25 protein-coding genes are annotated in these 22750 nt (G+C 52.7%); 5 read left to right on the top strand and 20 right to left on the bottom strand.

Features of this window, described 5'->3' with window-relative positions; genetic code table 11:
• Positions 1-33 precede the first annotated feature (33 nt).
• The 8 genes from groL to AC0YNS_RS24810 form a co-directional block, all read right to left on the bottom strand.
• Entirely contained in the window at positions 34-1671 is a 1638-nt protein-coding gene (gene groL / locus AC0YNS_RS24845) for a chaperonin GroEL (protein ID WP_475783623.1), read from the bottom strand.
• Positions 1672-1753: 82 nt separating this feature from the next.
• Positions 1754-2035: a co-chaperone GroES gene (groES, locus tag AC0YNS_RS24840; protein ID WP_090983460.1), complete on the bottom strand. Its 282-nt coding sequence runs from the start codon at positions 2033-2035 to the stop codon at positions 1754-1756.
• A 217-nt stretch (positions 2036-2252) separates the two neighbouring features.
• Entirely contained in the window at positions 2253-2993 is a 741-nt protein-coding gene (gene tatC, locus AC0YNS_RS24835; RefSeq protein WP_475783640.1) for a twin-arginine translocase subunit TatC, read from the bottom strand.
• A 135-nt stretch (positions 2994-3128) separates the two neighbouring features.
• Entirely contained in the window at positions 3129-3362 is a 234-nt protein-coding gene (locus AC0YNS_RS24830) for a twin-arginine translocase TatA/TatE family subunit (protein WP_475783622.1), read from the bottom strand.
• A gap of 107 nt (positions 3363-3469) precedes the next feature.
• Positions 3470-4501: a molybdopterin-binding protein gene (locus tag AC0YNS_RS24825; RefSeq protein ID WP_475783621.1), complete on the bottom strand. Its 1032-nt coding sequence runs from the start codon at positions 4499-4501 to the stop codon at positions 3470-3472.
• Positions 4498-4992 (bottom strand): MogA/MoaB family molybdenum cofactor biosynthesis protein, encoded by a 495-nt coding sequence (locus tag AC0YNS_RS24820; protein WP_090983463.1) that lies wholly within the window; start codon positions 4990-4992, stop codon positions 4498-4500. The genes AC0YNS_RS24825 and AC0YNS_RS24820 overlap by 4 nt, the downstream gene beginning before the upstream one ends.
• Positions 4993-5129: 137 nt before the next feature.
• Positions 5130-5597 (bottom strand): cyclic pyranopterin monophosphate synthase MoaC, encoded by a 468-nt coding sequence (gene moaC / locus AC0YNS_RS24815; RefSeq protein WP_475783620.1) that lies wholly within the window; start codon positions 5595-5597, stop codon positions 5130-5132.
• A 4-nt stretch (positions 5598-5601) separates the two neighbouring features.
• Positions 5602-6225 carry a 5-formyltetrahydrofolate cyclo-ligase gene (locus tag AC0YNS_RS24810; RefSeq protein WP_475783619.1) on the bottom strand — a complete coding sequence of 208 codons (624 nt, stop codon included), beginning with the start codon at positions 6223-6225 and terminating at the stop codon, positions 5602-5604.
• Positions 6226-6434: 209 nt separating this feature from the next.
• On the opposite strand from AC0YNS_RS24810, the gene AC0YNS_RS24805 reads away from it, so the two are divergent.
• Positions 6435-8375 (top strand): ABC-F family ATP-binding cassette domain-containing protein, encoded by a 1941-nt coding sequence (locus tag AC0YNS_RS24805; protein ID WP_475783618.1) that lies wholly within the window; start codon positions 6435-6437, stop codon positions 8373-8375.
• Positions 8376-9245: 870 nt separating this feature from the next.
• On the opposite strand, the gene AC0YNS_RS24800 is transcribed toward AC0YNS_RS24805, so the two are convergent.
• The 3 genes from AC0YNS_RS24800 to AC0YNS_RS24790 all read right to left on the bottom strand — a co-directional run bounded on the left by AC0YNS_RS24800 (position 9246) and on the right by AC0YNS_RS24790 (position 12250).
• Positions 9246-10094, bottom strand: a complete 849-nt coding sequence (locus AC0YNS_RS24800; protein ID WP_475783617.1) for a class I SAM-dependent methyltransferase — start codon at positions 10092-10094, stop codon at positions 9246-9248.
• A gap of 30 nt (positions 10095-10124) precedes the next feature.
• Positions 10125-10580: an HIT family protein gene (locus AC0YNS_RS24795; protein WP_475783639.1), complete on the bottom strand. Its 456-nt coding sequence runs from the start codon at positions 10578-10580 to the stop codon at positions 10125-10127.
• A 77-nt stretch (positions 10581-10657) separates the two neighbouring features.
• Positions 10658-12250 carry a 2-isopropylmalate synthase gene (locus AC0YNS_RS24790; protein ID WP_475783616.1) on the bottom strand — a complete coding sequence of 531 codons (1593 nt, stop codon included), beginning with the start codon at positions 12248-12250 and terminating at the stop codon, positions 10658-10660.
• A 537-nt stretch (positions 12251-12787) separates the two neighbouring features.
• On the opposite strand from AC0YNS_RS24790, the gene AC0YNS_RS24785 reads away from it, so the two are divergent.
• Positions 12788-13099 (top strand): hypothetical protein, encoded by a 312-nt coding sequence (locus AC0YNS_RS24785; RefSeq protein WP_475783615.1) that lies wholly within the window; start codon positions 12788-12790, stop codon positions 13097-13099.
• Between the two features lie 568 nt (positions 13100-13667).
• On the opposite strand, the gene AC0YNS_RS24780 is transcribed toward AC0YNS_RS24785, so the two are convergent.
• The 9 genes from AC0YNS_RS24780 to AC0YNS_RS24740 form a co-directional block, all read right to left on the bottom strand.
• Positions 13668-13862: a hypothetical protein gene (locus AC0YNS_RS24780; RefSeq protein ID WP_475783614.1), complete on the bottom strand. Its 195-nt coding sequence runs from the start codon at positions 13860-13862 to the stop codon at positions 13668-13670.
• A gap of 78 nt (positions 13863-13940) precedes the next feature.
• A complete protein-coding gene (gene tsaD, locus AC0YNS_RS24775; RefSeq protein WP_475783613.1) occupies positions 13941-14972 on the bottom strand; it encodes a tRNA (adenosine(37)-N6)-threonylcarbamoyltransferase complex transferase subunit TsaD in 1032 nt (343 codons plus the stop codon).
• Positions 14956-15459 (bottom strand): ribosomal protein S18-alanine N-acetyltransferase, encoded by a 504-nt coding sequence (gene rimI, locus AC0YNS_RS24770; protein WP_475783612.1) that lies wholly within the window; start codon positions 15457-15459, stop codon positions 14956-14958. The genes tsaD and rimI overlap by 17 nt, the downstream gene beginning before the upstream one ends.
• Positions 15446-16342, bottom strand: a complete 897-nt coding sequence (gene tsaB / locus AC0YNS_RS24765; RefSeq protein ID WP_475783611.1) for a tRNA (adenosine(37)-N6)-threonylcarbamoyltransferase complex dimerization subunit type 1 TsaB — start codon at positions 16340-16342, stop codon at positions 15446-15448. Before tsaB ends, rimI begins: the two co-directional genes overlap by 14 nt.
• Before the next feature lie 13 nt (positions 16343-16355).
• Positions 16356-16838: a tRNA (adenosine(37)-N6)-threonylcarbamoyltransferase complex ATPase subunit type 1 TsaE gene (gene tsaE, locus AC0YNS_RS24760; protein ID WP_475783610.1), complete on the bottom strand. Its 483-nt coding sequence runs from the start codon at positions 16836-16838 to the stop codon at positions 16356-16358.
• A 13-nt stretch (positions 16839-16851) separates the two neighbouring features.
• Positions 16852-17880: a thiamine-phosphate kinase gene (thiL, locus tag AC0YNS_RS24755; RefSeq protein WP_475783609.1), complete on the bottom strand. Its 1029-nt coding sequence runs from the start codon at positions 17878-17880 to the stop codon at positions 16852-16854.
• Between the two features lie 215 nt (positions 17881-18095).
• A complete protein-coding gene (locus AC0YNS_RS24750) occupies positions 18096-18962 on the bottom strand; it encodes a YitT family protein (protein ID WP_475783608.1) in 867 nt (288 codons plus the stop codon).
• A 234-nt stretch (positions 18963-19196) separates the two neighbouring features.
• Positions 19197-19385, bottom strand: a complete 189-nt coding sequence (locus AC0YNS_RS24745) for an H-type small acid-soluble spore protein (protein ID WP_475783607.1) — start codon at positions 19383-19385, stop codon at positions 19197-19199.
• 3 nt (positions 19386-19388) lie between these two features.
• Positions 19389-19580: a hypothetical protein gene (locus tag AC0YNS_RS24740; protein ID WP_090984224.1), complete on the bottom strand. Its 192-nt coding sequence runs from the start codon at positions 19578-19580 to the stop codon at positions 19389-19391.
• Between the two features lie 134 nt (positions 19581-19714).
• On the opposite strand from AC0YNS_RS24740, the gene ku reads away from it, so the two are divergent.
• Genes ku through ligD form a run of 3 tightly spaced genes read left to right on the top strand, consistent with a single transcriptional unit; the run spans position 19715 to position 22629 of the window.
• The gene (gene ku / locus AC0YNS_RS24735) at positions 19715-20665 is read left to right on the top strand and encodes a non-homologous end joining protein Ku (RefSeq protein WP_475783606.1); all 951 of its coding nucleotides are present in this window, start codon (positions 19715-19717) and stop codon (positions 20663-20665) included.
• A gap of 3 nt (positions 20666-20668) precedes the next feature.
• Complete coding sequence (locus AC0YNS_RS24730; protein WP_475783605.1) at positions 20669-21733, top strand: ATP-dependent DNA ligase; 1065 nt, start codon at positions 20669-20671, stop codon at positions 21731-21733.
• On the top strand, positions 21730-22629 hold the full coding sequence (gene ligD / locus AC0YNS_RS24725) for a non-homologous end-joining DNA ligase (protein WP_475783604.1): 900 nt from the start codon (positions 21730-21732) through the stop codon (positions 22627-22629). The genes AC0YNS_RS24730 and ligD overlap by 4 nt, the downstream gene beginning before the upstream one ends.
• Positions 22630-22750: the final 121 nt, after the last annotated feature.

Below are 22750 nucleotides of genomic sequence, written 5' to 3'. Positions count from 1 at the left end.
GCGTTATTTTCTATAATGCATGGCTCGAAAGCCTTACATCATGCCGCCCATACCGCCCATGCCACCCATGCCGCCCATATCAGGCATGCCTGGTTTGCTTGCTTCTGGTTTGTCAGCTACTACAGCCTCAGTTGTCAAGAACATCGCTGCAACGGATGCTGCGTTTTGAAGAGCGGAACGTGTTACTTTAGCAGGGTCAACGATACCTGCATCGAACATGTTAACCCACTCGCCAGTAGCTGCGTTGTAGCCGATGCCGATTGCTTCTTTTTTCAGACGCTCAACGATAACGGAGCCTTCTTGACCCGCGTTAGCTGCGATTGTGCGAACTGGCTCTTCCAACGCGCGAAGCACGATGTTTACGCCTGTTTTCTCGTCGCCTACAGCATTAACCGCTGCAACTGCTGCGTATACGTTCACGAGTGCAGTACCGCCACCGGAAACGATACCTTCTTCCACTGCTGCGCGAGTGGAGTTCAAAGCATCTTCGATGCGCAGTTTGCGCTCTTTCAATTCGGTTTCAGTCGCTGCGCCAACTTTGATGACAGCTACGCCGCCAGCAAGTTTAGCAAGACGCTCTTGCAGCTTCTCACGGTCGAAGTCGGAAGTTGTTTCTTCCAGCTGCGCACGGATTTGGCCGATGCGAACATCGATGTCTTTCTTGTCGCCAGCACCATCAACAAGGATCGTGTTTTCTTTGGTAACGCGGATTTGACGAGCTGTACCCAGTTGGTCAACAGTAGTAGCTTTCAGCTCAAGGCCCAGCTCTTCTGTGATCACTTGGCCGCCTGTAAGAGCAGCGATATCGCCAAGCATAGCTTTACGACGGTCGCCGAAACCAGGAGCTTTAACAGCTACGCAAGTGAATGTGCCGCGCAGACGGTTAACGAGCAATGTTGCCAATGCTTCGCCTTCAACGTCTTCAGCGATGATCAGCAATTGCTTGCCGGATTGTACAACTTTCTCAAGAACCGGAAGGATCTCTTGAATGTTGGAAATTTTCTTATCTGTGATCAGAATGAATGGGTTGTCCAGGACAGCTTCCATTTTATCTGTATCTGTGATCATGTAAGGGGAGAGGTAACCACGGTCAAACTGCATACCTTCAACCACTTCAAGCTCAGTAACGAAGCCTTTGGATTCTTCAACCGTGATAACGCCGTCGTTGCCGACTTTTTGCATAGCTTCTGCAATCAATTGACCGACTTCATCGTCAGCGGAAGAGATCGAAGCAACTTGCGCGATCGATTGTTGGCTTTCGATTGGTTTAGCAATCGCTTTAAGCTCTTCAACCGCAGCGCGTACTGCTTTCTCGATACCTTTGCGGATAACCATTGGGTTAGCGCCTGCAGTTACGTTCTTCAAGCCTTCGCGAATCATCGCTTGTGCAAGAACAGTAGCTGTAGTTGTACCGTCACCGGCAACATCGTTTGTTTTTGTAGCAACTTCTTTAACGAGCTGAGCACCCATGTTCTCGAATGCATCTTCAAGCTCGATTTCTTTTGCAATGGAAACACCATCGTTCGTGATCAATGGGCTGCCGAATTTCTTCTCAAGCACCACGTTGCGGCCTTTAGGACCAAGTGTAACTTTAACGGCATTTGCAAGTGCATCCACACCGCGCAGCATTGCGCGACGAGCGTCTTCGCCGAATTTAATTTCCTTTGCCATCGTAGATAAACCTCCTAGTTAATCTTATTAGTTTAAGTAAAAAGCGTTGCATGTATGTGGAGTCCAAGCCCCCGAAGGCGGCTTAACCCAGGATCGCGTGAATGTCGCTTTCTTTCATAATCAAAAGCTCTTTACCTTCGTATTTCACTTCGGTACCTGCATATTTGGAGAACAATACGCGGTCGCCTTCCTTAACTTCAAGCGCAATACGTACGCCGTCCTTAACCGCTCCGCTGCCCACAGCGATTACTTTGCCTTCTTGCGGCTTTTCTTTAGCTGTTTCCGGCAACAAAATGCCGCTAGCAGTCGTTTCTTCTTTCGCGATTGGTTCGATCAATACGCGCTCACCCAAAGGTCTGATCATGAAAAATAGCCTCCTTTTGATATTAATACTGCAAATTGTTTGTCCCGTTAGCACTCGCAATCATCAAGTGCTAATAACATTTCTAATCATACCGATTTTAATTACAGATTTCAAGTCTCTGGCGCTCAATTTATATGATTTTTACATTCCATTCCTGGGGGAATGCAGCCATCCTCCATGCATGACATACCAAAAAAGCCGGCTTTCGCCGACTTTCCTATTTGTCTCCGTATTCTTCTTCCCATGCTTGCGCAGCCTTCAATTGTTTGCGATAGACAACGCTCGAAAGCATCACGCTGACTTCGTAGAGCAAGATGAGCGGAACAGCGACTAAAGAATCGGATATGAAATCCGGCGGCGTCACGACGATTCCGACAATAATCAGTAAGAAATACGCCAGCCGTCTCATTTTCTTAAGTCGTTTCGGATTCACAATGCGCAGCTGCGTCAGAAACATGATGACGATCGGCAGCTCGAAGAGAAGCGAAATCGGAATAACGATGTTAAACAGAAACGTAAAGTACTGAATGATCCCGTAGTTCTCTTCAAGGTTCAAATGCTTCGCCACATCGGTCGTAAAATTAAACGCCATCGGGAACACTACATAATAAGAAAACGCTAATCCGATCAAGAACATAATCAGTACGAACGGAACAAACATAAGCGCCGCCCGTTGTTCCTTGCGACCAAGCGCAGGTCTTACGAAAGACCACAACTGATAAGCAGTTGCCGGCAAGGCGAAGATGAGGGCAATGACAAGGGCAAACTTCATATACATGCCAATACCGTCCCACAGTGAGAACGCATAAAATTTCATGCCCTTAACCGGTTCTTGATCCAGCAGAAATTTGTAAACCGGATTGGCCAAGAAGAGTCCAATAATCATCCCAACGACAAGGATGACTAGGATGATAATAATTCTCTTCCTAAGCTCGCCGATATGGTCGAACAAGGTCATTAAATGATCGCCGCGAGCCGCTTCCTTCTCGGCCGTTTCATCTTTCTCAACTACCACCGCTATCCTCACCTCTTCTCACGCCTGAAATCAGCTTGTACCGCCCTACCTGACGGTCATAAAAAAAGCGGGCCCCACTTACTCTGGGAGCCGCTTCTCGTCTTTGTGCTCATCGCGGTTAACTTCAACCCGACTCACTGGCTTGCGGTTGCGATCATCATCATCTTCCATGATATCCTTCGCACCGGCTTTAAATTCCTTCAGCGTACGGCCGAAAGCGCGTCCGAGCTCAGGCAGCTTATTCGGTCCGAACAACAATAAAGCGACAAGGGCAATAAGTAAAAATCCTGTCACACCAATTCCACTAAACATGATTGGCAGCCTCCTTTAAATTACGAGTTGTACATACACGGAATTCCGCTCTTACAAGCAGAAAGGAATAATAGGCTTCGTCCGGGTACACCTCTCACTTCATAGGATTAGCAGCTGTTCAAGCCACCATAGCCCATGGAGACAATGTCCTCTCTGGTGATGATATCGCCTGCCAAGATACGCGGCAATAACACGTTAAACGAAGTATAGGGATCATGCATGACGCAGCCTGGGAGTCCCATAATAGGAACGCCGTTCAAGTAGCCCATAAGCAGCATCGATCCCGGAAGCATCGGTGTTCCGTAGCTGACAATCTCTGCACCGGACTCTGCAATAGCAGCAGGCGTACGGTCGTCGGGGTCCACTGACATCCCGCCGGTTACCACTATCATATCATAGGACTGCTGCAGCAAGTAGTGTATTTCCTTGACAATTATATGGCGCTCGTCCGGTGCGAACCGCTGCTCCATCACTTCGGAACCCAGCTCCTCCACGATGCGCCGTACTGCCGGCCCGAATTTATCTTCTATACGGCCGGAGAACACCTCGCCGCCTGTCGTTAGGAGCCCAATTCTAAACTTGCGGAGCGGCTTAAGACGCAGCGGTGATTGTCCTTCATGCTGCCCGCGGTAGCTGCTGATCAGCTCCTCTACCGCCTGAACTTTCGACTCCGGCACAACGAGCGGAATGACACGTGTCGCAGCCAGTTGACCGCCGGGCTTGACGACTGCATGTGTGCGCAGTGTAGCCAGGGCGATTTCGCCTAAATCATTGATCGCGTGAACGATCGACGGATCAATCTCAGCAATAGCCGGCACATCCAGCGCAGACTTCACCGCTACTTTACCCTCATGGGGCTCAGATAGCTGCAGCCCTTCGCCCTGAAGGGCTAATGCCATTCGCTTCGCCGCATCGTCTTCATGGAGTTCACCTTCGCCAAGCTCCATAATATAAATATGCTCCTTGCCTATATCAAGGAGCTTCGAAATGTCATTTTGTTCAATGATATGTCCTTTTTTGAACAATCTGCCTTTAAATTGCCCGGGAATAATCTGAGTCAAATCATGCGCAAGCCGCAAGCCGATCGCTTCTTGAACCGGCACTTCCTTCAGAATCGTTCCGTTCTTCGGCCTCGTCATTCGTTGTGCTCCCCCATTCGCCCCGAGAGAATATTGAGCGCGTGAGGCAGCTGGTCCATTATGGCCATCAGATTCTCATGCACGCCTTTGGGACTGCCGGGCAAATTGATAATGAGTGAGCGGCCGCGAATGCCACATACACCGCGCGAGAGCATTGCTCGTCGTGTACGCTGCATAGCTCCCATTCGCATGGCTTCCGCCAGTCCTGGCACGAAACGGTCGATGACCTTCATCGTGGCTTCCGGTGTCAGATCGCGTGGAGCAAGTCCGGTTCCGCCTGTCGTAATAACGAGATCCGCTTGAAAGTAATCCGTCATTTCAATTAGAGCAGCCATTATTTCATCCTGTTCGTCAGGTACAATTCGGTAATCGACAATTTCGCCGCTAAGCTCCTCTTCCACCAGTTCCCGGATTACCTGTGCACTGGTATCTTCCCGCTCGCCGCGCGATCCTTTGTCGCTGGCTGTCAACAACGCCACTTTCCACCGCATGAGCTTCTCCCCCGTTCACATTTATGAAAAAGATATGCCAGGTACAGCATGATGTACATCATGAAATCTAAACGCCATTAACGATACCCGTTGAAGTACGACGCTGCGCGCGCTGTACTCGGGCAACGTTTCACGCGTTATCGCTTATAATCGCCGTTCTTGCCGCCGCTCTTCTCCGTCAGCATGGTTGGCCCGATCACCATATCTTTCTGCAGCGCCTTGCACATATCGTACACGGTCAGCGCAGCCGCTGAAACAGCCGTTAGTGCTTCCATTTCAACACCGGTTTTGCCGGTGGTCTTGACCATTCCTTCTATGTATAGCTCATCCTTGCCATTATCTGCAAAAGCCAGGTTAACGCCGGTCAGCGGAAGCGGATGACACATCGGAATCCAGTTCGATGTATTCTTCGCCGCCATAATGCCAGCCACCTGCGCAACGGCCAGCACATCCCCCTTGCCGATTGTGCCCGCTTTAATGCGAGATAATGTATCCGGCGCCATCGTAACTGTCGTACGTGCGACAGCAATGCGGGAAGTGATCTCCTTATCGGACACATCCACCATCCGTGCGCGCCCTTGTTCGTTGAAATGAGTCAAATCCACGCGCCTAGCGCCTCCTTGTTAGCCCATGTTCAGTAATGACTGCATCTACATAGGCATCGTGCTCATCCATAGGGATACGAATTTCATCCTTCATCCACTGCGCCTCATACCCTAACCCGATCCATTCGGGCATCGCTCTGCCTGATGCGGCGGCCAGCCCTCTCATTAACTCATGAAACCGGTCATAATAACCGCCTCCATAACCTAATCGGCCGCCCCGCTTATCAAAAGCAAGTCCCGGTACAAATACAATGTCCGGGATAAAATCCGGTTCGCAGCGCTGCGCAGCCTGAGGATCTGGTTCCTTAATGCCATAAGCGCCCGGCATAAGTTCATCCCAAGCCCGCAGCCGGTATAACTCCATGCCCCGGGTTGCTTGAATGCAACGCGGTGCGACAACGTCGATTCCTTTGCGCCAGCACCACTCAATGAGCAGGGTAGGATCAAGCTCCGAGCGAAAAGGAATATACACCATTACGCTTCGGACCGTCTTGCCCGGTCTTGCTTGCAGCCACTCTACCACGCGCTGGCAGGCCGTGTCGGACCATGCCAAGCGCAGCTGCTCAGGGTAGCTGTCACGCTTCTTAATCGCGGACAGCCGGGCTGTTTTCTTCTCCGATTGACTCATTCATGGTCACCGCTTTGCCTCTTATTGGCCGCAATGGCGTAAGTTTCAGTCATAGTTGTACTTAGTTTACCACTGTTGCCCAGATTTCGCCAATAAGACGAAGGCAACCCATATCCGTGTCTAAAGGCGTGAACCTTGTCGCGTTATGCGGCTTTTTCATGTACACTTAAATGTATAGGAATTCAACTTATTTGGAGGTTTCACCTATCATGCTTCTTCAAGTATCCGATATATCCAAAAGCTACGGAGTAAGCAGTGTGCTCTCGTCCATCACCTTCCAAGTGCAGCCTCGCGAGCGGGTTGGGCTTGTCGGTGTCAACGGCGCAGGCAAATCGACGCTGCTTCGTATTATCGCCGGCGAGATGTCTGCCGATTCCGGCACCATCTATAAATCCAAAGAAACAACGATCGGCTATCTCGCGCAATCCAGCGGCCTGCAGTCGGATCAAACGATCGATGCAGAAATGCATGCTGTATTTGCTCATCTAATAGAAGCCGAGCAAGAGCTTCGCGCATTGGAACAGCAAATTGCCGACCCGAAGATGCACGAAGACGCCAAGCAATATGAGGCCCTTCTTAATCGGTATTCCATGCTATCCGATTGGTTCCGCGAGAAAGGCGGCTTTGAGGTTGAAACGAAGATCCGCGGCATTTTGCACGGGATGGGTTTTGGACAATTCCCTCCCGATACGATTATCTCGACATTAAGCGGCGGGCAGAAGACACGACTGGCACTTGCGCGTATTTTGCTGCAGTCCCCAGACCTGCTGATGCTCGATGAGCCTACGAACTATCTGGACATTGAAACGCTCACTTGGCTGGAGGATTACTTGCGCGGCTACGATGGCGGCATTCTGGTCGTCTCCCATGACCGGTATTTCCTCGATGCGGTTGTGCAGACGATCGTCGAAATTGAGCGTCACACGGCTAAGCGCTACACCGGCAATTACTCCCGTTATATTGAAATCAAAGCGGCAGAGTACGAAGCGCAAATGAAGCAATTCGACAAGCAGCAGGATGAAATCGCCAAGCTGGAGGATTTTGTGCAGCGCAACATCGTGCGCGCCTCCACCACGAAGCGTGCCCAGAGCAGACGCAAGGCGCTGGACAAAATGGATCGACTCGACAAGCCGCTAGGCGACTTGAAGAAAGCGCATTTCTCCTTTGAAATTGAACGCCAAAGCGGCAATGACGTACTGGATGTCCGTGATTTGTCGATTAAATTCCAAGAGAAATCCGACCCATTGTTCCAAAATGTATCATTCCGTCTGGAACGCGGCGAGAATGTTGCTCTTATCGGACCGAACGGGATCGGCAAATCGACATTGCTTAAATCGCTTGTCGGCCAGCAGCCGTATGAACACGGAACGATTCGCTGGGGCACCAACATCAAGATCGGTTATTACGATCAAGAACACACCGGGCTGAACCACGCGAATACGGTGCTTGAAGAGCTGTGGGGCACTTATCCTTCTATAGAAGAAGCTCGTATTCGTACCGTGCTTGGCAACTTCCTCTTCAGCGGTGACGATGTGAAGAAACGGATCAGTTCGCTAAGCGGCGGAGAACGTGCACGCGTCTCTTTGTCGAAGCTGATGCTGGCTCGCGCCAATATGCTCATTCTCGATGAGCCTACCAACCATTTGGACCTCTATAGCAAAGAGGTGCTGGAGTCCGCGCTTATGGATTACGATGGCACGTTGCTGTTCATCTCCCATGACCGGTACTTCCTCAATAAAATGGCGGAGCGGATTGTCGAACTGGAGCCGCAGGGAACACAGCATTTCCTGGGAAATTATGACGAAATGATCCAGAAAAAACGTGAAAACGATGAACTGCAGATGGAAACGCTGTCATTTCCGCAAGGAAAACAGGGAAAGCCTACAGTAGCGCCGGATCCGGCCCCTGTTTCCTCCTATGAAGCCGACAAACAAGCGAAGCGTGACGAACGAAATCGTCAGCGTAAACAAGAGCAATTAGAGAACGAAATTGCTCGTCTTGAAGGTGAAATTACGGCACTCGAGGAGCAGCTTGTAGACCCTGAAATCTACAACGATTATGTGCGTGTGCAGAGTATCCAAACGGATTTGGATGGACTTAAGGCACAGCTGCAAACCGTTTACGAGTCTTGGGAAGAGTTGTTGGCTTAACCTGTCGTTTAAGCAGATAAAATAATAGAAACGAACCAAACCGAAATCCGGACAGCACATCTGCTGTCCGGATTGTTTCATTTCAGCTGCCAATCGAGATGAGATGACGGCAGCTTTCCACGGCATATGACATCGGCAGTAACAGTAGTAGGAAATATTCTATGATTTCGGCACGAATGGGACAACTTCGCAATCTATCCCCCTTGTCCACAGACATATCCACAGCGCGGGATGAATTGTGCGGCAATTCTGGCACTATTAACGACGTAAAACAATAATAAATTTAACGTTTCTTTAACAATTCGTCAGATGTGGTTACAGACGGTGGCATTTTACCCACATTATTAACATTATCCACAGGTGGACTGTGAAAAACTTATCCCGATTTTGTTCACATTGTAAACGCCCGATTTCTGCGGGTTTGCGAAGTTTATACACATTCCTTGCTGCTATTGTGGGTAATGTTGGGGATAAGTTGTTTAAGAGCTATGTTGGGACAGTCTTCCGACTGAATTTCGCGCTAATGAACCGGAGAGACCTTTGCGCGGTGCGCGGCGCGGGTGCGCGGTTTCCTCCTGCTCCCTTGATTGTTGCATATCCTGCAACATTTCAGGAGCTTGGCGGTTAAAATGGTGAAATTGTTGCAATTTGTGCAACATTTTACCTCTATTAAAACCTTAAAAGCTCGTCTTCTAAGCAAATGTTGCATATCGTGCAACATTTGTGGAATTAGGAGGCTGATACGGAGAATTTGTTGCAGTTTGTGCAACAATTTCTACTTTCCCTCGTTAAACGGCACAGCAAAAAAGAGGCATCTCAAAAGTCGTCCTGCATCCTTTTGATAATGCCTCTTTATTTAACATCCGCCAACTATACTCTTCTTCCGATGTAGAGTAAATGCGAGGACATCCCAATTACCGACGAATCCCTCGCCATCCGGATGAGCAGTTGAATAAGCTGCTGATACGTTTCCTCCCCCTGCTCCGACCAATAGCGCCATTGGTCCGCTCCGAGGACTGCCCCCATGTTCGTGGATCCGATCAACTCCAGCGTCTGGAAGCCATTTGATTCCATAAACGGTCGAATAGCCTCGAGCTCATGGAAGTAGGCTCCCGTGTAGCGTCCTTCATCGGCATGATCGAAGATTCCGTTCTCTTGAAACGCCTCGATAGCATCCAAGCGATGAAGCGGCTTCCAATGCTCCGGATCAAGCAGCGCATTCATCACTTGATTGACTCGGCTGCGAAAAGCTACGAATACGACGCCTCCCGGCTTCGTCACTCGGTGAAGCTCACGAACAGCCTTGGCGCGATCCGCTGCATGCTGCAAATGGTACAGCGGGCCCATGAGGAGCGCGGCATCGTAGCTGTTATTAGCTAGCAAAGTGAGCTCGCAAGCATTGCAGACATGGAAGCCGCCGGTGAAACGCTCGGTTAGCTCAAGATCGTCGGCTTTTGCCTCAGCAAGCTCAACAAGTGCAGGCGTAAGGTCCGTCAGCGTCAACTCATAGCCTTCTGCAGCCAGTGCCATCGCATATTTGCCAGGGCCAGCCCCATTATCCAGCACCTGGCCGGCTGGCGGCAGATACTGTTTCAAATAATGCATGTTAACCGTGAACTCCAGCGGTTCCCGGTCAAGCCGGCTCCATTCTCGCTCGCCAAAGCCGGTATAATACGCCACCACACGTTCCTTGTTCCCCTGATCTGCCAGTTGCCCCATCGTGATTCCACACCCCTCTCGTCGAATCCTTCAGATTGCTCGCAAATACACGCGCAGCTTGGAGCAAATCTTCTCGACTTCCGCTTCTCCGCCACGTGGAGCGTCCGGCCAGTTTATGAGGTTCATCGGATTTCGATAGGGATCCGGCGTTCCTGCATACCTCGGGATGAGGTGCATATGGAAATGCGGTACGCCATCCCCTTGCACAAAGCTGTAAATATGCTCTGCACGCAGAACATCCTTCAGCGCTCGGCTCACCTCGTTCACAATAACCCCCACTGCAGCAGCTTCCTGCACGGACAGATCACCAAGTCCCGGCGTATGACGTTTCATTTCCACCATGACATAGCCTAAGTAAGCGGATTGCTCTTCGCCCCGAAACCCCATATGACCCACATGCACATGCCCATCCTCATAAATCGTGCTCCCAACCGACTGGATGTCACCACGATGCTTTCGGCAAATAAAACAGTCTTGATCATTCATAGACACCTGTTGCCGCCTCCCTCACGAACGAACCTTAAACCTTGCAGCTAAGACCCTGAGAAGTGAATTCCGTCGAATCAGCTGCTTTTCTTCTGAATGAGTTCCTCTTCCACCGCATCATCCTGCGCACTCATCAGCAGTTGATTGCAAGCACTCACATAAGCCTCAGCCGCCGCCAAAATAATATCGTTATGCACAGCCGTCCCCGTATACCGCCGATTGTTATGCACAATTGCGACGATTGCTTCCCCGCGTGCATCCTCGCCTGTTGATAACGAATGCAGCTCCAGATCCTCGAACTCCGCAGTTACCGGAATCGCCTGCTGCAGACAGTGAATGACAGCTTCCAGCGGCCCTTTACCCGTTCCTGTCAGCGTGCGCTCTTCCTGCGAATCGCGTTCACGAATGGTAACCGACGCGATGCGAGAACGCTGTGTCCCCGCAAGCACCTGCAAATCAACAAGCGTATAGGGATCATGCTGCGTGTCTGTCGATTCGCTTGCTAGCCGGACCAGAACATCGTCAGGCACGATTTTCATCTCATCTGCTTTCTCAATGAAACGGTTATACACATCCAGCAGCTGCTCGTCGTTCAGTTCAATACCGTAGTCAGCCAGACGATGCTTGATCGCATGACGGCCGGAATGTTTGCCAAGCACGATCATGCTGCGCGGAATGCCCATTGCTTCCGGGTCCATAATTTCGTACGTGTTCCGGTTCTTAAGCAATCCATCTTGATGGATGCCTGACTCGTGCTGAAAAGCGTTCCGCCCCACGATTGGCTTGTTGTAAGCAATCGGGAAGTTCATCGCCCGGCTCACCATCCGCGACGTTTCGTAAATCTCGCTTTGGACGATGCCCGTTTCCGCTCCGATCGCCGATTTACGTGTCTCGATCGCCATCACAAGCTCCTCCAGCGAACAGTTTCCGGCACGCTCGCCGATTCCGTTCACCGTCACTTCGACCTGCGTCGCCCCTGCGTTAATCGCCGCTAAGCTGTTGGCTACCGCTAGACCAAGATCATTATGGCAATGCGCGCTATACTGCACTTTATCCCCGCCTCTTGCCCCAGCTCTCACGCTGCGGAACAACTCGCCGTACTCTTCCGGAAGGGCATAACCAAGCGTATCCGGCAGATTGATGACGGTCGCGCCTTCAGCGATGACAGCCTCAACCATCTCGATGACGAATTCACGTCCCGAACGGCTTGCATCCATTGCGGAAAATTCGATTTCATCGACGAATTGCTTGCCGTATGCAACCATTTCGCGGGCGATAGTAAGCACCTGCTCGCGGGATTTCTTCAATTGGAAATCCAGATGGATATCCGAGGAGGATATAAAAATGTGCAACCGGCGCCTTGCTGCGTCCATTGTAGAGCGGACTGCTGCATCGATATCGCCTTTGATCGCACGGGCAAAGCCGACGATTTCAACCCCTTGCAGCTCACGAGAAATTTGCTGTACCGCCGCGAATTCGCCCGGGCTCGAGATCGGGAAGCCCGGCTCGATAATGTCGACGCCAAGCTTCGCCAGCTGGCGGGCAAGTACGATTTTCTGCTCGGGACGCAGCGTTGCGCCCGGTGACTGCTCGCCGTCACGAAGGGTGGTGTCGAAGATACGGATGATTTTGTTACCGGATTGGGTTTGGGTTTGATTGTTAATGGTCATAAAGGTTAGCCTCCTAAAGGTTTGGTTGTTGGATTCGAGAGAACAGAAAAAGCCCGCCGTCTCCTGATGAATCAAGAGACGACAGGCTTCGTGAGCATGCCGCGGTACCACTCTAGTTGCCCGGCCTTATCGAGGCCGGACCCGCTTATGCAGCATGGTTCGCCACCGGCATGAACGCCGGAAAGCTGCTGCACCTGATGACGGTGGTTAACCGTAACTGAGGTAGGATACGCGAGTGTATCGCGCTATTCCCTCGTTCCGCTCCCAGGCGAGTTTCGGATATCCTTCGGCTGCGTCGCACCACCCCGCAGCTCTCTGCTTTCCCGGATTGTTCCTACTGCTCCTGTTCTTCGCGTTTGATTTATGGGTCGATCAAGTATGTGCGTCTGTATTCCAGATGTTTCGAGTGACTGCATTTCTCTTCAAAACCGCTTCTCGGAAAACAAAAAAAGCCTGACGTCTCTTATTCAAGAGACGACAGACTGTTAGGTCCGGCGCGGTACCACCCTTGTTGACGTTCCTTCCTGTAAGGAAGCAATGAACGCCCGCTTAAGCATGACGACGATTCTAGAAGTCGAAGCCATGCACCCGATCACGGAGGTAACCCGTAAAGACGTACGTGAGCATACCGTAAGCCTTGGCCTTCGGCCGACAGCGAAGCTCATTTCCGTAAATCCGCTCCCAGGCGAGGTTCAAGCGGCCTTCGACTGCGTTGCACCAACCCGCAGCTCTCTAATCCCGGCTATACGCTTTACTGCTCCTGTTCGTCGCGTTTGTCAGATGTTTGAAGTGTTGTTGCTTATTATATGCCTGTCGGAATCGTCTGTCAATTCGATTTATAAAAAATGATCATGACACTTCAGCCTTATCGTTCATCCCCTAATAGATGAGTCTGCCCATGCATACCCGGTAGAATGTTGCCATTGGTGCAACAATTCTGTGTAATTGAGCTTTGCGAGGGGAATTGTTGCTCGTTTTGCAACACTTTCTCCTCCTATCCTCGTTTGGCCTTCGAATCCATAGATAATGCTGCTTTTTCGGCAACATTAGGTCGAATATAGCCCATCAGAGAGGTAAAATGCTGCCTTTCATGCAACATTTGCACGGATAGATAGAATGCGGGTTAGTTGGGATGCTGAGCGTTCGAATTCGGTACTCTCGGCTTGGATTTCAAGGTAATAGGTACCGTTCATGGTTGGGCAACAGGAGTTTTGGGCCAATGTGAGGTACTAGGTACCGTTCATGATCTGCCAGTAGTGGTTAAGGCCCAAGAGAGGTAATTGGTTCCCCTCATGATTTGCCAGCAGCGGTTTTAAGGCCAAGAGAGGTAATTGGTTCCGCTCATGATTCGGCAATAGTGCACGAAAAAGCTGTCTCAACGCCGTATTATGCACGTTTTTGAGACAGCCTCGTATGATTATTTCTTCTTGTAGATTTTGTACAATAGCAAGAGGATTCCCCAAGGTACGATATACCGGGTCACCCACTCAAAAGCATGGATCAGCCGCTCGCCGCCGAAGAATTCGTCCCCTCCGCCAACCATCGCGCAGATAAAGATAAAGACAAAGAATACAATGACCATCGCGCCAACAAAATAGGACTTTGATTTCACGACAACCAGCTCCCCCATACGACTACATACGTGTACGTACATGCAGCAACCGCAACAACGAACAGCACCGGTTAGCGACTAGCTCCGAACCGACCATTCTTCGAGCGACAAGCCCGGCTCCGCCTTCATGTCGAGCGGCGTAAACTCGCCGCGCTTCCACTTCAAGTGCGCTGCTGCGCCGATCATCGCCGCATTGTCCGTGCAAAGCTTGAGCGGCGGGATAAGCAGCGGAATGCCCGCTTCCCCGCAGCGCGCCGTCAAAGCAGCGCGCAAGCCGCCGTTAGCGGCAACACCGCCGCAGAGCAGCAGTTGCTTCGCGCCGACTTCGCGAACGGCACGAAGCGCTTTCGTCACGAGCACGTCGATGACGGATGCTTGAAATCCGCGGGCAAGAGCAGCCTCGCGCGGCGTTTCGCCTTTCATTTTGGCCGAATTAATGGCCGCAAGGACGGCAGATTTCAATCCGCTGAAGCTGAAATCATACGAATCCGGCTCCAGCCATGCCCGTGGCAGCTGGAACTCTTCTTCTGACTGCTGTGCGAGTCTATCGATGTAGGGCCCGCCGGGGTAAGGAAAATTCAGCGTGCGCGCGACTTTGTCATACGCTTCGCCGACAGCATCGTCGCGAGTCCTGCCGATGATTCGGAACACGCCTTCGCTCTCCAGCACGACAAGCTCCGTATGTCCGCCAGACGCTACAAGCGCAAGGCAAGGATATTCAATCTCATGTACCAGCTGGTTGGCATAGATATGTCCGGCAATGTGATGGGTGCCGATGAGAGGGAGGTCAAGCGCCATCGCTAAACTCTTAGCTGCTACAATTCCGACCAGCAGTGCGCCGACAAGTCCCGGACCTTGCGTAACCGCAATCGCGGACAGGTCGCGGAACTCCGCTCCGCCCTCTTTCATCGCCTGCTCCATAATGAGCGTAATCGATTCCACATGCTTACGGGATGCAATTTCAGGCACAACGCCGCCGAACCGCTGATGGGTCTCGATCTGGCTCGAAATAATACTCGTTACAATTTCTTTGCCGCCGCGAATAAGGGCAACGGCTGTTTCATCACAGCTCGTTTCTACGGCGAGAATCAGTTCATTTGTAGTCGTCATACATGCTCTCCACTTCACCCGAGGCATGCAGTTCGGCCCACATGATGAGCGCATCCTCTTTATTGTCTGAATAATAACCGGGCCGGACTCCGGACGGTTCAAAGCCAAGTTTCCTGTACAGCCGCTGCGCCACTTCGTTGGATACACGCACTTCAAGCGTCATCCGCTTAGCACCGAACATGACTGCCGCACGCTGCAGCTCCACCATCAGCATCTCGCCGAGTCCACGTCCGCGATACTGCTCCCGCACGGCCACATTGGTCACATGCGCCTCATCCATAATGGTCCACATACCGCCATAGCCAATGACTTCACCCTCGTAATCCATTACCATATAGCGGGCAAAATGATTATTAGTCAGCTCGTTTACGAACGCTTCTTCCGTCCACGGCGAAGTGAAGCTCTCTTGCTCTATAGCAACGATCGTCTTCACATCGCTCATCGTCATTAACCGAAAAACAAGCCGGTTGACATCAATGACCGTCACGTTTACCCGCTCCTTCCACCGCGCTTTGCTGCTGCGAAGCCGTCCGTTCCTGCAATTTCACTTCCGCTTCCGTCAACTGCGTGTAGTTCGGAATAAACGTATGCACATCATCGGATTCCCCGGCTGCCAGACGCGCAAGTCCCAGCGCAGCAACGGATCGTCCCTCCAAAATATAAGTGAATGCCGCGACTTCCACCTCGGGGCAAATGCCCCGCAATCGGTCGGCTTCCGCCTCATGAAGCTGTAATTCACCGACAATCCAAATCGCAGAGGGTCTCGAAGCGGCGTCCAGTTCCTTAACGTTTGCAGCGAGCCGGTCTACCCAATCGTGCATGAGACGGATGCCGTCTTTGGCCAGACGTTTCCAAGCTGCCGGGAAGGACGAAGACCCTACAACGTTGCCAGATTCCGAATCAGAAGCCTCGAACGTCCCCGTATATACTTGTCCGCGCCGCGCATCCATGATCGGCACAACCCAAACCGGGCGTGCCGCTGCAGATGCATTGGCGGTAACTTTGTCAGCCGTTCCCGTCTGCCATGCTCCATAAGCGAGGGCTTCGAGGCTGGACACGCCAACGAGCGGTTTCTGCCATACCCATGCTAGTGTTTTGCCGACGGATACTGCGATTCTCATCCCTGTATACGAGCCTGGTCCGCGACCGATTGCGATGCCTGCAAGCTCCTCCGGTGCAATACCGCATTCACTAAGCAGATCCTTGACGACCGACACCGTGTGGACGGAATGATTGCGTTCGGCAAGCGACTGAATGTCGCGCAGCACCTCATCTCCGCGCACGAGTGCAGCAGCAAGCGAAGCGGTTGATGTATCCAGCGCAAGCACCAGCTGTCCTTCCCGGCTGCCCGGCGTAGTATTTTCACTCATCTGTTCCGTGCTCCTATCTATGATCAATTGCCTGTAATTGTTGACACCATGCCGCATACGGTGCGCCAATGCCTGTAATCGTAATGCGGCGCGCTTCGCCGCCCAAATGCGCGATGTACATCTGAAGCCGATCGGGCGGAAGCAGCGCCTCAATGAGGCTTGCCCACTCGACAATCGTTACGCCTTCACCGAAGAAGTAATCGTCCAAACCAAGCTCGTCCGCTTCTTGCTCGGAGAGCCGGTACACATCCATATGATAAAGCGGCAATTGCGCCCCTTGATATTCTTTAATAATGGTAAACGTAGGACTGTTCACAATACCCGGTACACCGATTCCTGCTGCAAAAGCTTTCGAGAACCGTGTTTTGCCGGCCCCGAGGTCACCGTCGAGCGCAAGTACCGTCCCCGGAACTGCCAGCTCCGCAAGCTTCTCCGCCAAACGAACCGTGTCCGCTTCGCTCTCTGCCGTCCATATCATTTCGTAGCTTTCGTTCATGTTTCGGCCGCTCCTAATTTCCAAAATGATTATACCCGCGCTTAGCAACCGCTTCCCGCAGCACCTCATATCGTCCGGTGCCGCGGCTAGCATCCAGGTCGCGGATCAGCTCCACGCCTGCGCCGCCGGATTCTACCTCGCCGATAATAAACATCGGCAGGCCGGCTTCGGCCAGTTCGGCTTTGGCTTCCCGCGCATCTGCGGCAGCGATCGTGCCGAGCAGCACGTAGTCTTCGCCGCCGTAGAGAATCCACTCCAACGGATTCACGCCGCAGCTGTGTGCGTAAGCGGTCATGCTGCCGCTGCGCGGCAAGTCCGAGTCGCGGAGCACGAGTGTTACGCCCGAAGCCTCGGCGATTTCCCAGGCTTCGCTGGCCAGTCCGTCGCTGACGTCATTCAGCGACGTCACGGTTCCGCGCGCGGCAAGCAGCAGCGCCGCGCGCACCGAAGGCGCCGGCCGGCGGTGCGCCTGCACCAGCGCCGCCGTGCCTGGCGCGGCCGCCACCGGCGGCTGTGCCGCAGCTCCCGCGCGCGCAGCCGCGGCGGCGAGCAGAGCATGCAGACCGGCCGCGGCCATCCCCGCCGCTCCGGTCACGAACACGGCGTCGCCGGGCTGCGCGCCGGCCCGGCGAATCGCCTTGCCGGCCGGGGCGGTGCCCACGACCGTCACGGACACAACCAAGTGCAGCGGCGAACTCGTCGTATCGCCGCCAACCACCGCTACGCCGTAATGCTCGGCGCACGCGTAAAGCCCATCATAGAGCCGGCGCATTCGTGCCGGCCCCCATGCCGGCGGCACGCTCACAGACACGAGCGCGTGCCGAGGCACGCCGCCCATCGCCGCGATATCGCTGACGTTCGCGGCCAGCGCCTTCCAGCCGATGTCGGCCTCGCCCATCGTCGCGTCGTTGAAATGGACGGTTTCCACCATCGTGTCCACCGCCAGCAGCCACTCCAGGCTGCCGCCATTCTCACCCGGCGGCAACCCCACAATCGCCGTGTCGTCCCCGATGCCGAGCACCACGCCTTGCTTCTCGAGCACGGACGGCTGTTGGCGGTCAGCTGTCCAATTGCGAATGCGCTCAAACTCGTCCAGTTTCTCCGCCTCCCGTTGCCGGCCGCAGCCTTATTTTCAAAGTTAGTTGTCCCTATTATATCGGTCAGCAGGAAGACCCGCAACAAAAGCAGGCAAGGCCATGCTTGGATGCACAGCCTTGCCTGTATGAATGTCTGCGAGCAGACTGCTTGATTGCCTGGTTAGTGGATGGCTCGCTTCTTGAAGCGGCCGCCCTTCACGTCATGGATGTTACCGACCGCAAGGAACGCTGTCGGATCGAGTTCCATGACAATCGACTTCATCTTCGCTTCTTCCAGACGAGTGATGACGCAGAAGATCACGCGTTTCGTTCCGCCGGAGAATGCTCCTTCACCATGCAAATACGTAACGCCGCGGCCGAGTCGGCTCATGATGGCATCGCCGATTTCCTTCGATTCTTTACTAATAATCCAGACCGACTTCGATTGATCAATCCCCTCCAAGGTCACATCAATGACTTTAAAGGCAATGTAGTAGGCGATGAGAGAGAACATTGCGCTATCCCACGAGAACACAAAACCTGCGCTCGCAAGGATGAATAGATTGAAAAACATGACAATTTCGCCTACGGAAAACGGTGTTTTCTTCGTAAACAAAATCGCAATAATCTCCGTACCATCGAGCGATCCTCCTGATCGGATAACTAAACCGACCCCAATGCCGAGAATAACGCCGCCGAATACCGGTGCCAGAAACGGACTGTACGTCAAAGCCTGGACCGGGTGAAGCAAGGTCGTACCGATCGACATGACCACAACGCCGTAGAGCGTTGATATCGCAAAGGTTTTACCGATCTGCTTGTAACCTATGACTAGAAACGGCAAGTTGAACAAGAATAGAAATAGACCGAGCGGCAAGTCTGTCAGATGAGCCACAATGATGGATATACCGACTATTCCGCCATCAATAATGTTGTTTGGTACAAGAAAAATCTCAAGAGCTACGGAAACGAGCCCTGCACCGACGGTAAGTAATACAATCCGTAGCAGCAACTCCAGCTTGGTAAGCTTATAATGCTGTTTCGCCATACTTTCCCCCCTCTAGTGATGAAAACTTAAAAATCAAGCTTATTGATTCATTATACCCCAATTTAGCTCGATTTCCAAGAATAAGCACATCTTTTCGCCATTTCTATTTCGTTATGTCTTGAAATCGTCAAATTCCGAATGTTTTTACAATAATCAATTTATTTGGAAAAATGATAAGACCCTCGGTATCCAACGTTTAGTCGGTGTCCGAGGGCCCTGCTCTAGTACCGCTTCCTATTCGTCGCCCTCTTCTTTCAAGCGGTCGACCGAAACGGTTTGCGTATTAAGCGGGTCTGAACCCACTTGAACGGTTGCCATGCCATTTTCTTCGTCTACATTTTCGATCCATACCGGCTTATCGCCCAGATGAACGGCAAATGTATCCTTCGAGCTGTAAATCTGCATTGCGCGTTTCGTATCCACGGCTTATTCCCTCAATTCATTTCCAGGATCCATTGTATCTGTGGTGGACTCTGCAATTAACCCGTTGTTCAAGGTCACTTGCCCGCCGCCTAATCCTTCATTCACCATCCGGTCAATGTCCATAAAATAATCATCGCGGCCTTCATGTTTCTTATCGTCGCTGTTCCCAGTAGGGGAATTGCCCGCTTCTACCATTCCATTCGCCTCCTTTAGATGATGATGTTGGCTCTTGCTACACGAAAATATGCCCGAACAAGCTTAGTTTCATGCATTCGGGGAACAATGATTGTATCGGACTTTAATCCATTTTAATGTGAGGGGGAAATGAGATGCATACGGTATGGAAAGGGGCCATCAGCTTCGGTCTCGTGCATGTGCCTGTCAAAATGTTTTCAGCTACGGAGGATAAAGATATCTCTCTGAAAATGATTCACCGTGACTGCGGCAGCAACATCTCCTATATTCGCAGATGCCCGACATGCGACGTTGAGGTCGATTGGGATGCCATCGTCAAAGGCTATGAATATGAGAAAGGCCGCTATGTCCTGTTTGAGAAGGATGAGCTGGAGTCGTTATCCAGTGATGCGACCAAGACGATCACCATCCTGGATTTCGTCGCGCTTGAGGAGATCGACCCGATCTATTTTCAGAAAACGTACTATCTCTCCCCGGATCAAGCCGGGGGCAACGCCTATAACCTGCTGATGGAAGCGATGCGGCAGTCCGGTCGGATTGGGATTGCCAAAGTTTCGATTCGTTCCAAAAGCTCGCTTGCAGCCATTCGTATCATTGATGATTGCTTAGCGATGGAAACGATATTCTATCCGGATGAAATTCGCTCCGTCGATCAGGTGCCGGGGCTGCCGGAAACCGTCAATGTGAATGAGAAGGAGCTCATGATGGCGCGCATGCTGATCGAGCAGCTCTCTACCCCATTCGAGCCTGCCAAATATACCGACGACTATCGGGAGCGTTTAATGGATCTCATCCAGCACAAAATCGCCGGCGAGGACGTTCGCGTTGCGCCTGAGCAGCAGCGCACGAATGTGCTTGATCTGATGGCTGCACTGCAAGCCAGCTTGGAGGCGGTTAAGCTGCCGCCGAATGCGCCCGGAGGCTTGGACACGAATGCCGCCGGAGCCGGTGGAGTTGCGGGTGCGGCGGCAGGTGGGGCTGCTTCGGCTGCAAGTACTGCAAGTGCCGGCGAGGGAGCCAGCGAGGTCGTGGCCAAAGTAAAAGCGCCTCGTGCGCGCAAAACGAAAAAGGACACGGTGTCCTAGGCGATGGAACAGCCGTGGTCCGAGGAATCGCTTCCTGATGTGAGCTTGCATCAGGAGGTTCACTATGAGCAGCCGTTGCCGTTACCGGTTGAGCCGATGGCCCCCCTCTCCGATGATGAGCTCCCAATCGGCAGCGAATGGGGCTATCAGCTGAAATGGGACGGGGTGCGCATCCTCGCTCGCTTGAACGGGCATGGGCATGTGGAGATATTTTCGCGCAAGCTTTATTTGAAGAACAGTATCTATCCTGAAATCACGTCGCTGCTGGAGTCAAAAGCAGCGGCTCTTGGCCGATGCCTGCTGGATGGCGAAATCGTCTGGTGGGATGGCGTGCGGCCGAATTTCCAGCATGTGCTGAAGAGGGAACGATCGCGCGGGCTCTTGCGTCAACCACAGTCGCAGTCGGAGTCTATGGGGGGCGATTCAGGTCATGAGACTGGCGGTGGTGGCGGGACGGTTTCGCGGGGCGGGCTCGTCTTGGTGTTGTTCGATATCCTTGCAGATGCTTCCGGCGATTTGCGCCATCTCCCCTATGAGGAGCGGCATCAACGGCTTACCGAGTTATGTCCATCTGACGATCCGCGTATGTTCGTAACAGATCTGTTTCAAGACGGCGCTGCGCTCTGGGATTGGGTGCAGACGAACAAATGGGAGGGGATTGTCAGCAAGCGGCTGGACAGCCCTTATCGGGAAGGCAAGAAGCATCGCGACTGGTTGAAGAAGAAGATCGTCCTTGTCCTTGATGTCGAAATTGTCGGACTCAAATGGCGAGGCGGCATCGTCGCGAGTCTGGTGATGGAGCATGAAGGCTACTATCTGGGCAGCGTGTCGCTCGGGCTGAATGATGCGCTGCGCAGAGTGCTGGCGTCGACCTTCAAGCCGCAGCATTCCCATTTGGCGGTAGTCGCTTGCCCGTTCCCGGCAGTGCCCGAGGATCTGCGCCGTGAAGAGATCCAGTGGCTGTCGCTGCCTTTCAAGTGCCGGGTTTCCGGCCTTGAGCTAACTTCAGCGGGCCAGCTCCGCCATCCGAAGCTGGTCACGTTTCTGCCGAAGGAGCCGCTGTCATGAGCCGCTCCGTGAAAGGAACCGTTGTTGTTGACGGGCAGGAGCTGACGGTCAGCAATCCTGAGAAGCTGTTATTCCCGGAGATGGGCATTACGAAGGCGATCTTTCTGCAGCGGCTTGCTGCGTTGTCGCCATGGCTGTTGAAGCATTGCCAGGATCGGCTGCTGACGACCATTCGGTTCCCGGATGGGGTGAATGGGAAATCCTTTTATCAGAAAAACAGCCCTTCCCCTACACCGGCTTTTGTCGAGACCGTGACCCGGGAGGGCATTAACTATGTGAAGCTGACCTCGCTGCCGGTGCTGCTATGGCTCGGAAATTTGGCTTGTCTTGAGTATCATGCTTCCTTCGACCGCGTGAGTAATCCGGAGCATCCGACGGAATGGGTGCTTGATCTGGATCCTACTCTTGAAGAGGAGCCGCGTATTATGGAAGCTGCTCTGCTCGTTGGGGATCTGCTGCGATCGCTTGGCATCTCCTCTGTACCCAAGACATCGGGAGCTACAGGCGTGCAGGTCATCGTTCCGATCGTGCAGGATCTCACCTTCGATGAGCTGCGCAAGATCGGTGAATTCGTCGGTGCTTTTCTCTCCGACAAGCACCCTCGCCTATTCACCATTGAACGGCTGAAAAAGAACCGCGGTGACCTGATCTACATCGACTATTTGCAGCACTATCAAGGCAAAACCATCATCGCCCCCTACTCCCCGCGCGCCCGCCGAGCCGCCAGCGTGTCCACGCCGCTCCACTGGGACGAAGTACGCCGTAACGTCGCGATTACCGACTTCAACCTGCTGAACATCGAGGACCGGCTCCGCAAAGAAGGCGACCTGCTGGACACGGTCGCCCCGCAGTCGCTTCGCTCAATCCTGCAGTTTATCGGCAGCGGGAAACGCTGATGAGTCAGACCAACCGGCTGCGACATCCACATCCGACTGCACACCATTCTCATCGCTAAGAGTAGCTGATATCTCGCACTATGCAAGCGCCGCAACCTGCTGTAAAAGTAGCTGAGAGTTC

This window comes from Paenibacillus sp. J22FR21 (assembly GCF_056269135.1).
Note: the sequence above shows the minus strand (reverse complement) of the source record. Positions and strands in the feature narration are given on the sequence as shown.

Bases quoted from the DNA above. Each gene is read 5' to 3' on its own strand.
- ku (WP_475783606.1), top strand. From the start codon at position 19,715: ATGCATACGGTATGGAAAGGGGCCATCAGCTTCGGTCTCGTGCATGTG.
- AC0YNS_RS24800 (WP_475783617.1), bottom strand. From the start codon at position 10,094: ATGGGGCAACTGGCAGATCAGGGGAACAAGGAACGTGTGGTGGCGTAT.
- AC0YNS_RS24810 (WP_475783619.1), bottom strand. From the start codon at position 6,225: ATGAGTCAATCGGAGAAGAAAACAGCCCGGCTGTCCGCGATTAAGAAG.
- AC0YNS_RS24785 (WP_475783615.1), top strand. From the start codon at position 12,788: ATGAACGCCCGCTTAAGCATGACGACGATTCTAGAAGTCGAAGCCATG.
- AC0YNS_RS24730 (WP_475783605.1), top strand. From the start codon at position 20,669: ATGGAACAGCCGTGGTCCGAGGAATCGCTTCCTGATGTGAGCTTGCAT.
- ligD (WP_475783604.1), top strand. From the start codon at position 21,730: ATGAGCCGCTCCGTGAAAGGAACCGTTGTTGTTGACGGGCAGGAGCTG.
- AC0YNS_RS24740 (WP_090984224.1), bottom strand. From the start codon at position 19,580: ATGGTAGAAGCGGGCAATTCCCCTACTGGGAACAGCGACGATAAGAAA.
- AC0YNS_RS24820 (WP_090983463.1), bottom strand. From the start codon at position 4,992: ATGCGGTGGAAAGTGGCGTTGTTGACAGCCAGCGACAAAGGATCGCGC.
- AC0YNS_RS24790 (WP_475783616.1), bottom strand. From the start codon at position 12,250: ATGACCATTAACAATCAAACCCAAACCCAATCCGGTAACAAAATCATC.
- groL (WP_475783623.1), bottom strand. From the start codon at position 1,671: ATGGCAAAGGAAATTAAATTCGGCGAAGACGCTCGTCGCGCAATGCTG.
- tsaD (WP_475783613.1), bottom strand. From the start codon at position 14,972: ATGACGACTACAAATGAACTGATTCTCGCCGTAGAAACGAGCTGTGAT.
- AC0YNS_RS24805 (WP_475783618.1), top strand. From the start codon at position 6,435: ATGCTTCTTCAAGTATCCGATATATCCAAAAGCTACGGAGTAAGCAGT.
- AC0YNS_RS24830 (WP_475783622.1), bottom strand. From the start codon at position 3,362: ATGTTTAGTGGAATTGGTGTGACAGGATTTTTACTTATTGCCCTTGTC.
- tsaB (WP_475783611.1), bottom strand. From the start codon at position 16,342: ATGAGTGAAAATACTACGCCGGGCAGCCGGGAAGGACAGCTGGTGCTT.
- AC0YNS_RS24795 (WP_475783639.1), bottom strand. From the start codon at position 10,580: ATGAATGATCAAGACTGTTTTATTTGCCGAAAGCATCGTGGTGACATC.
- AC0YNS_RS24825 (WP_475783621.1), bottom strand. From the start codon at position 4,501: ATGACGAGGCCGAAGAACGGAACGATTCTGAAGGAAGTGCCGGTTCAA.
- groES (WP_090983460.1), bottom strand. From the start codon at position 2,035: ATGATCAGACCTTTGGGTGAGCGCGTATTGATCGAACCAATCGCGAAA.
- tatC (WP_475783640.1), bottom strand. From the start codon at position 2,993: ATGACCTTGTTCGACCATATCGGCGAGCTTAGGAAGAGAATTATTATC.
- AC0YNS_RS24750 (WP_475783608.1), bottom strand. From the start codon at position 18,962: ATGGCGAAACAGCATTATAAGCTTACCAAGCTGGAGTTGCTGCTACGG.
- tsaE (WP_475783610.1), bottom strand. From the start codon at position 16,838: ATGAACGAAAGCTACGAAATGATATGGACGGCAGAGAGCGAAGCGGAC.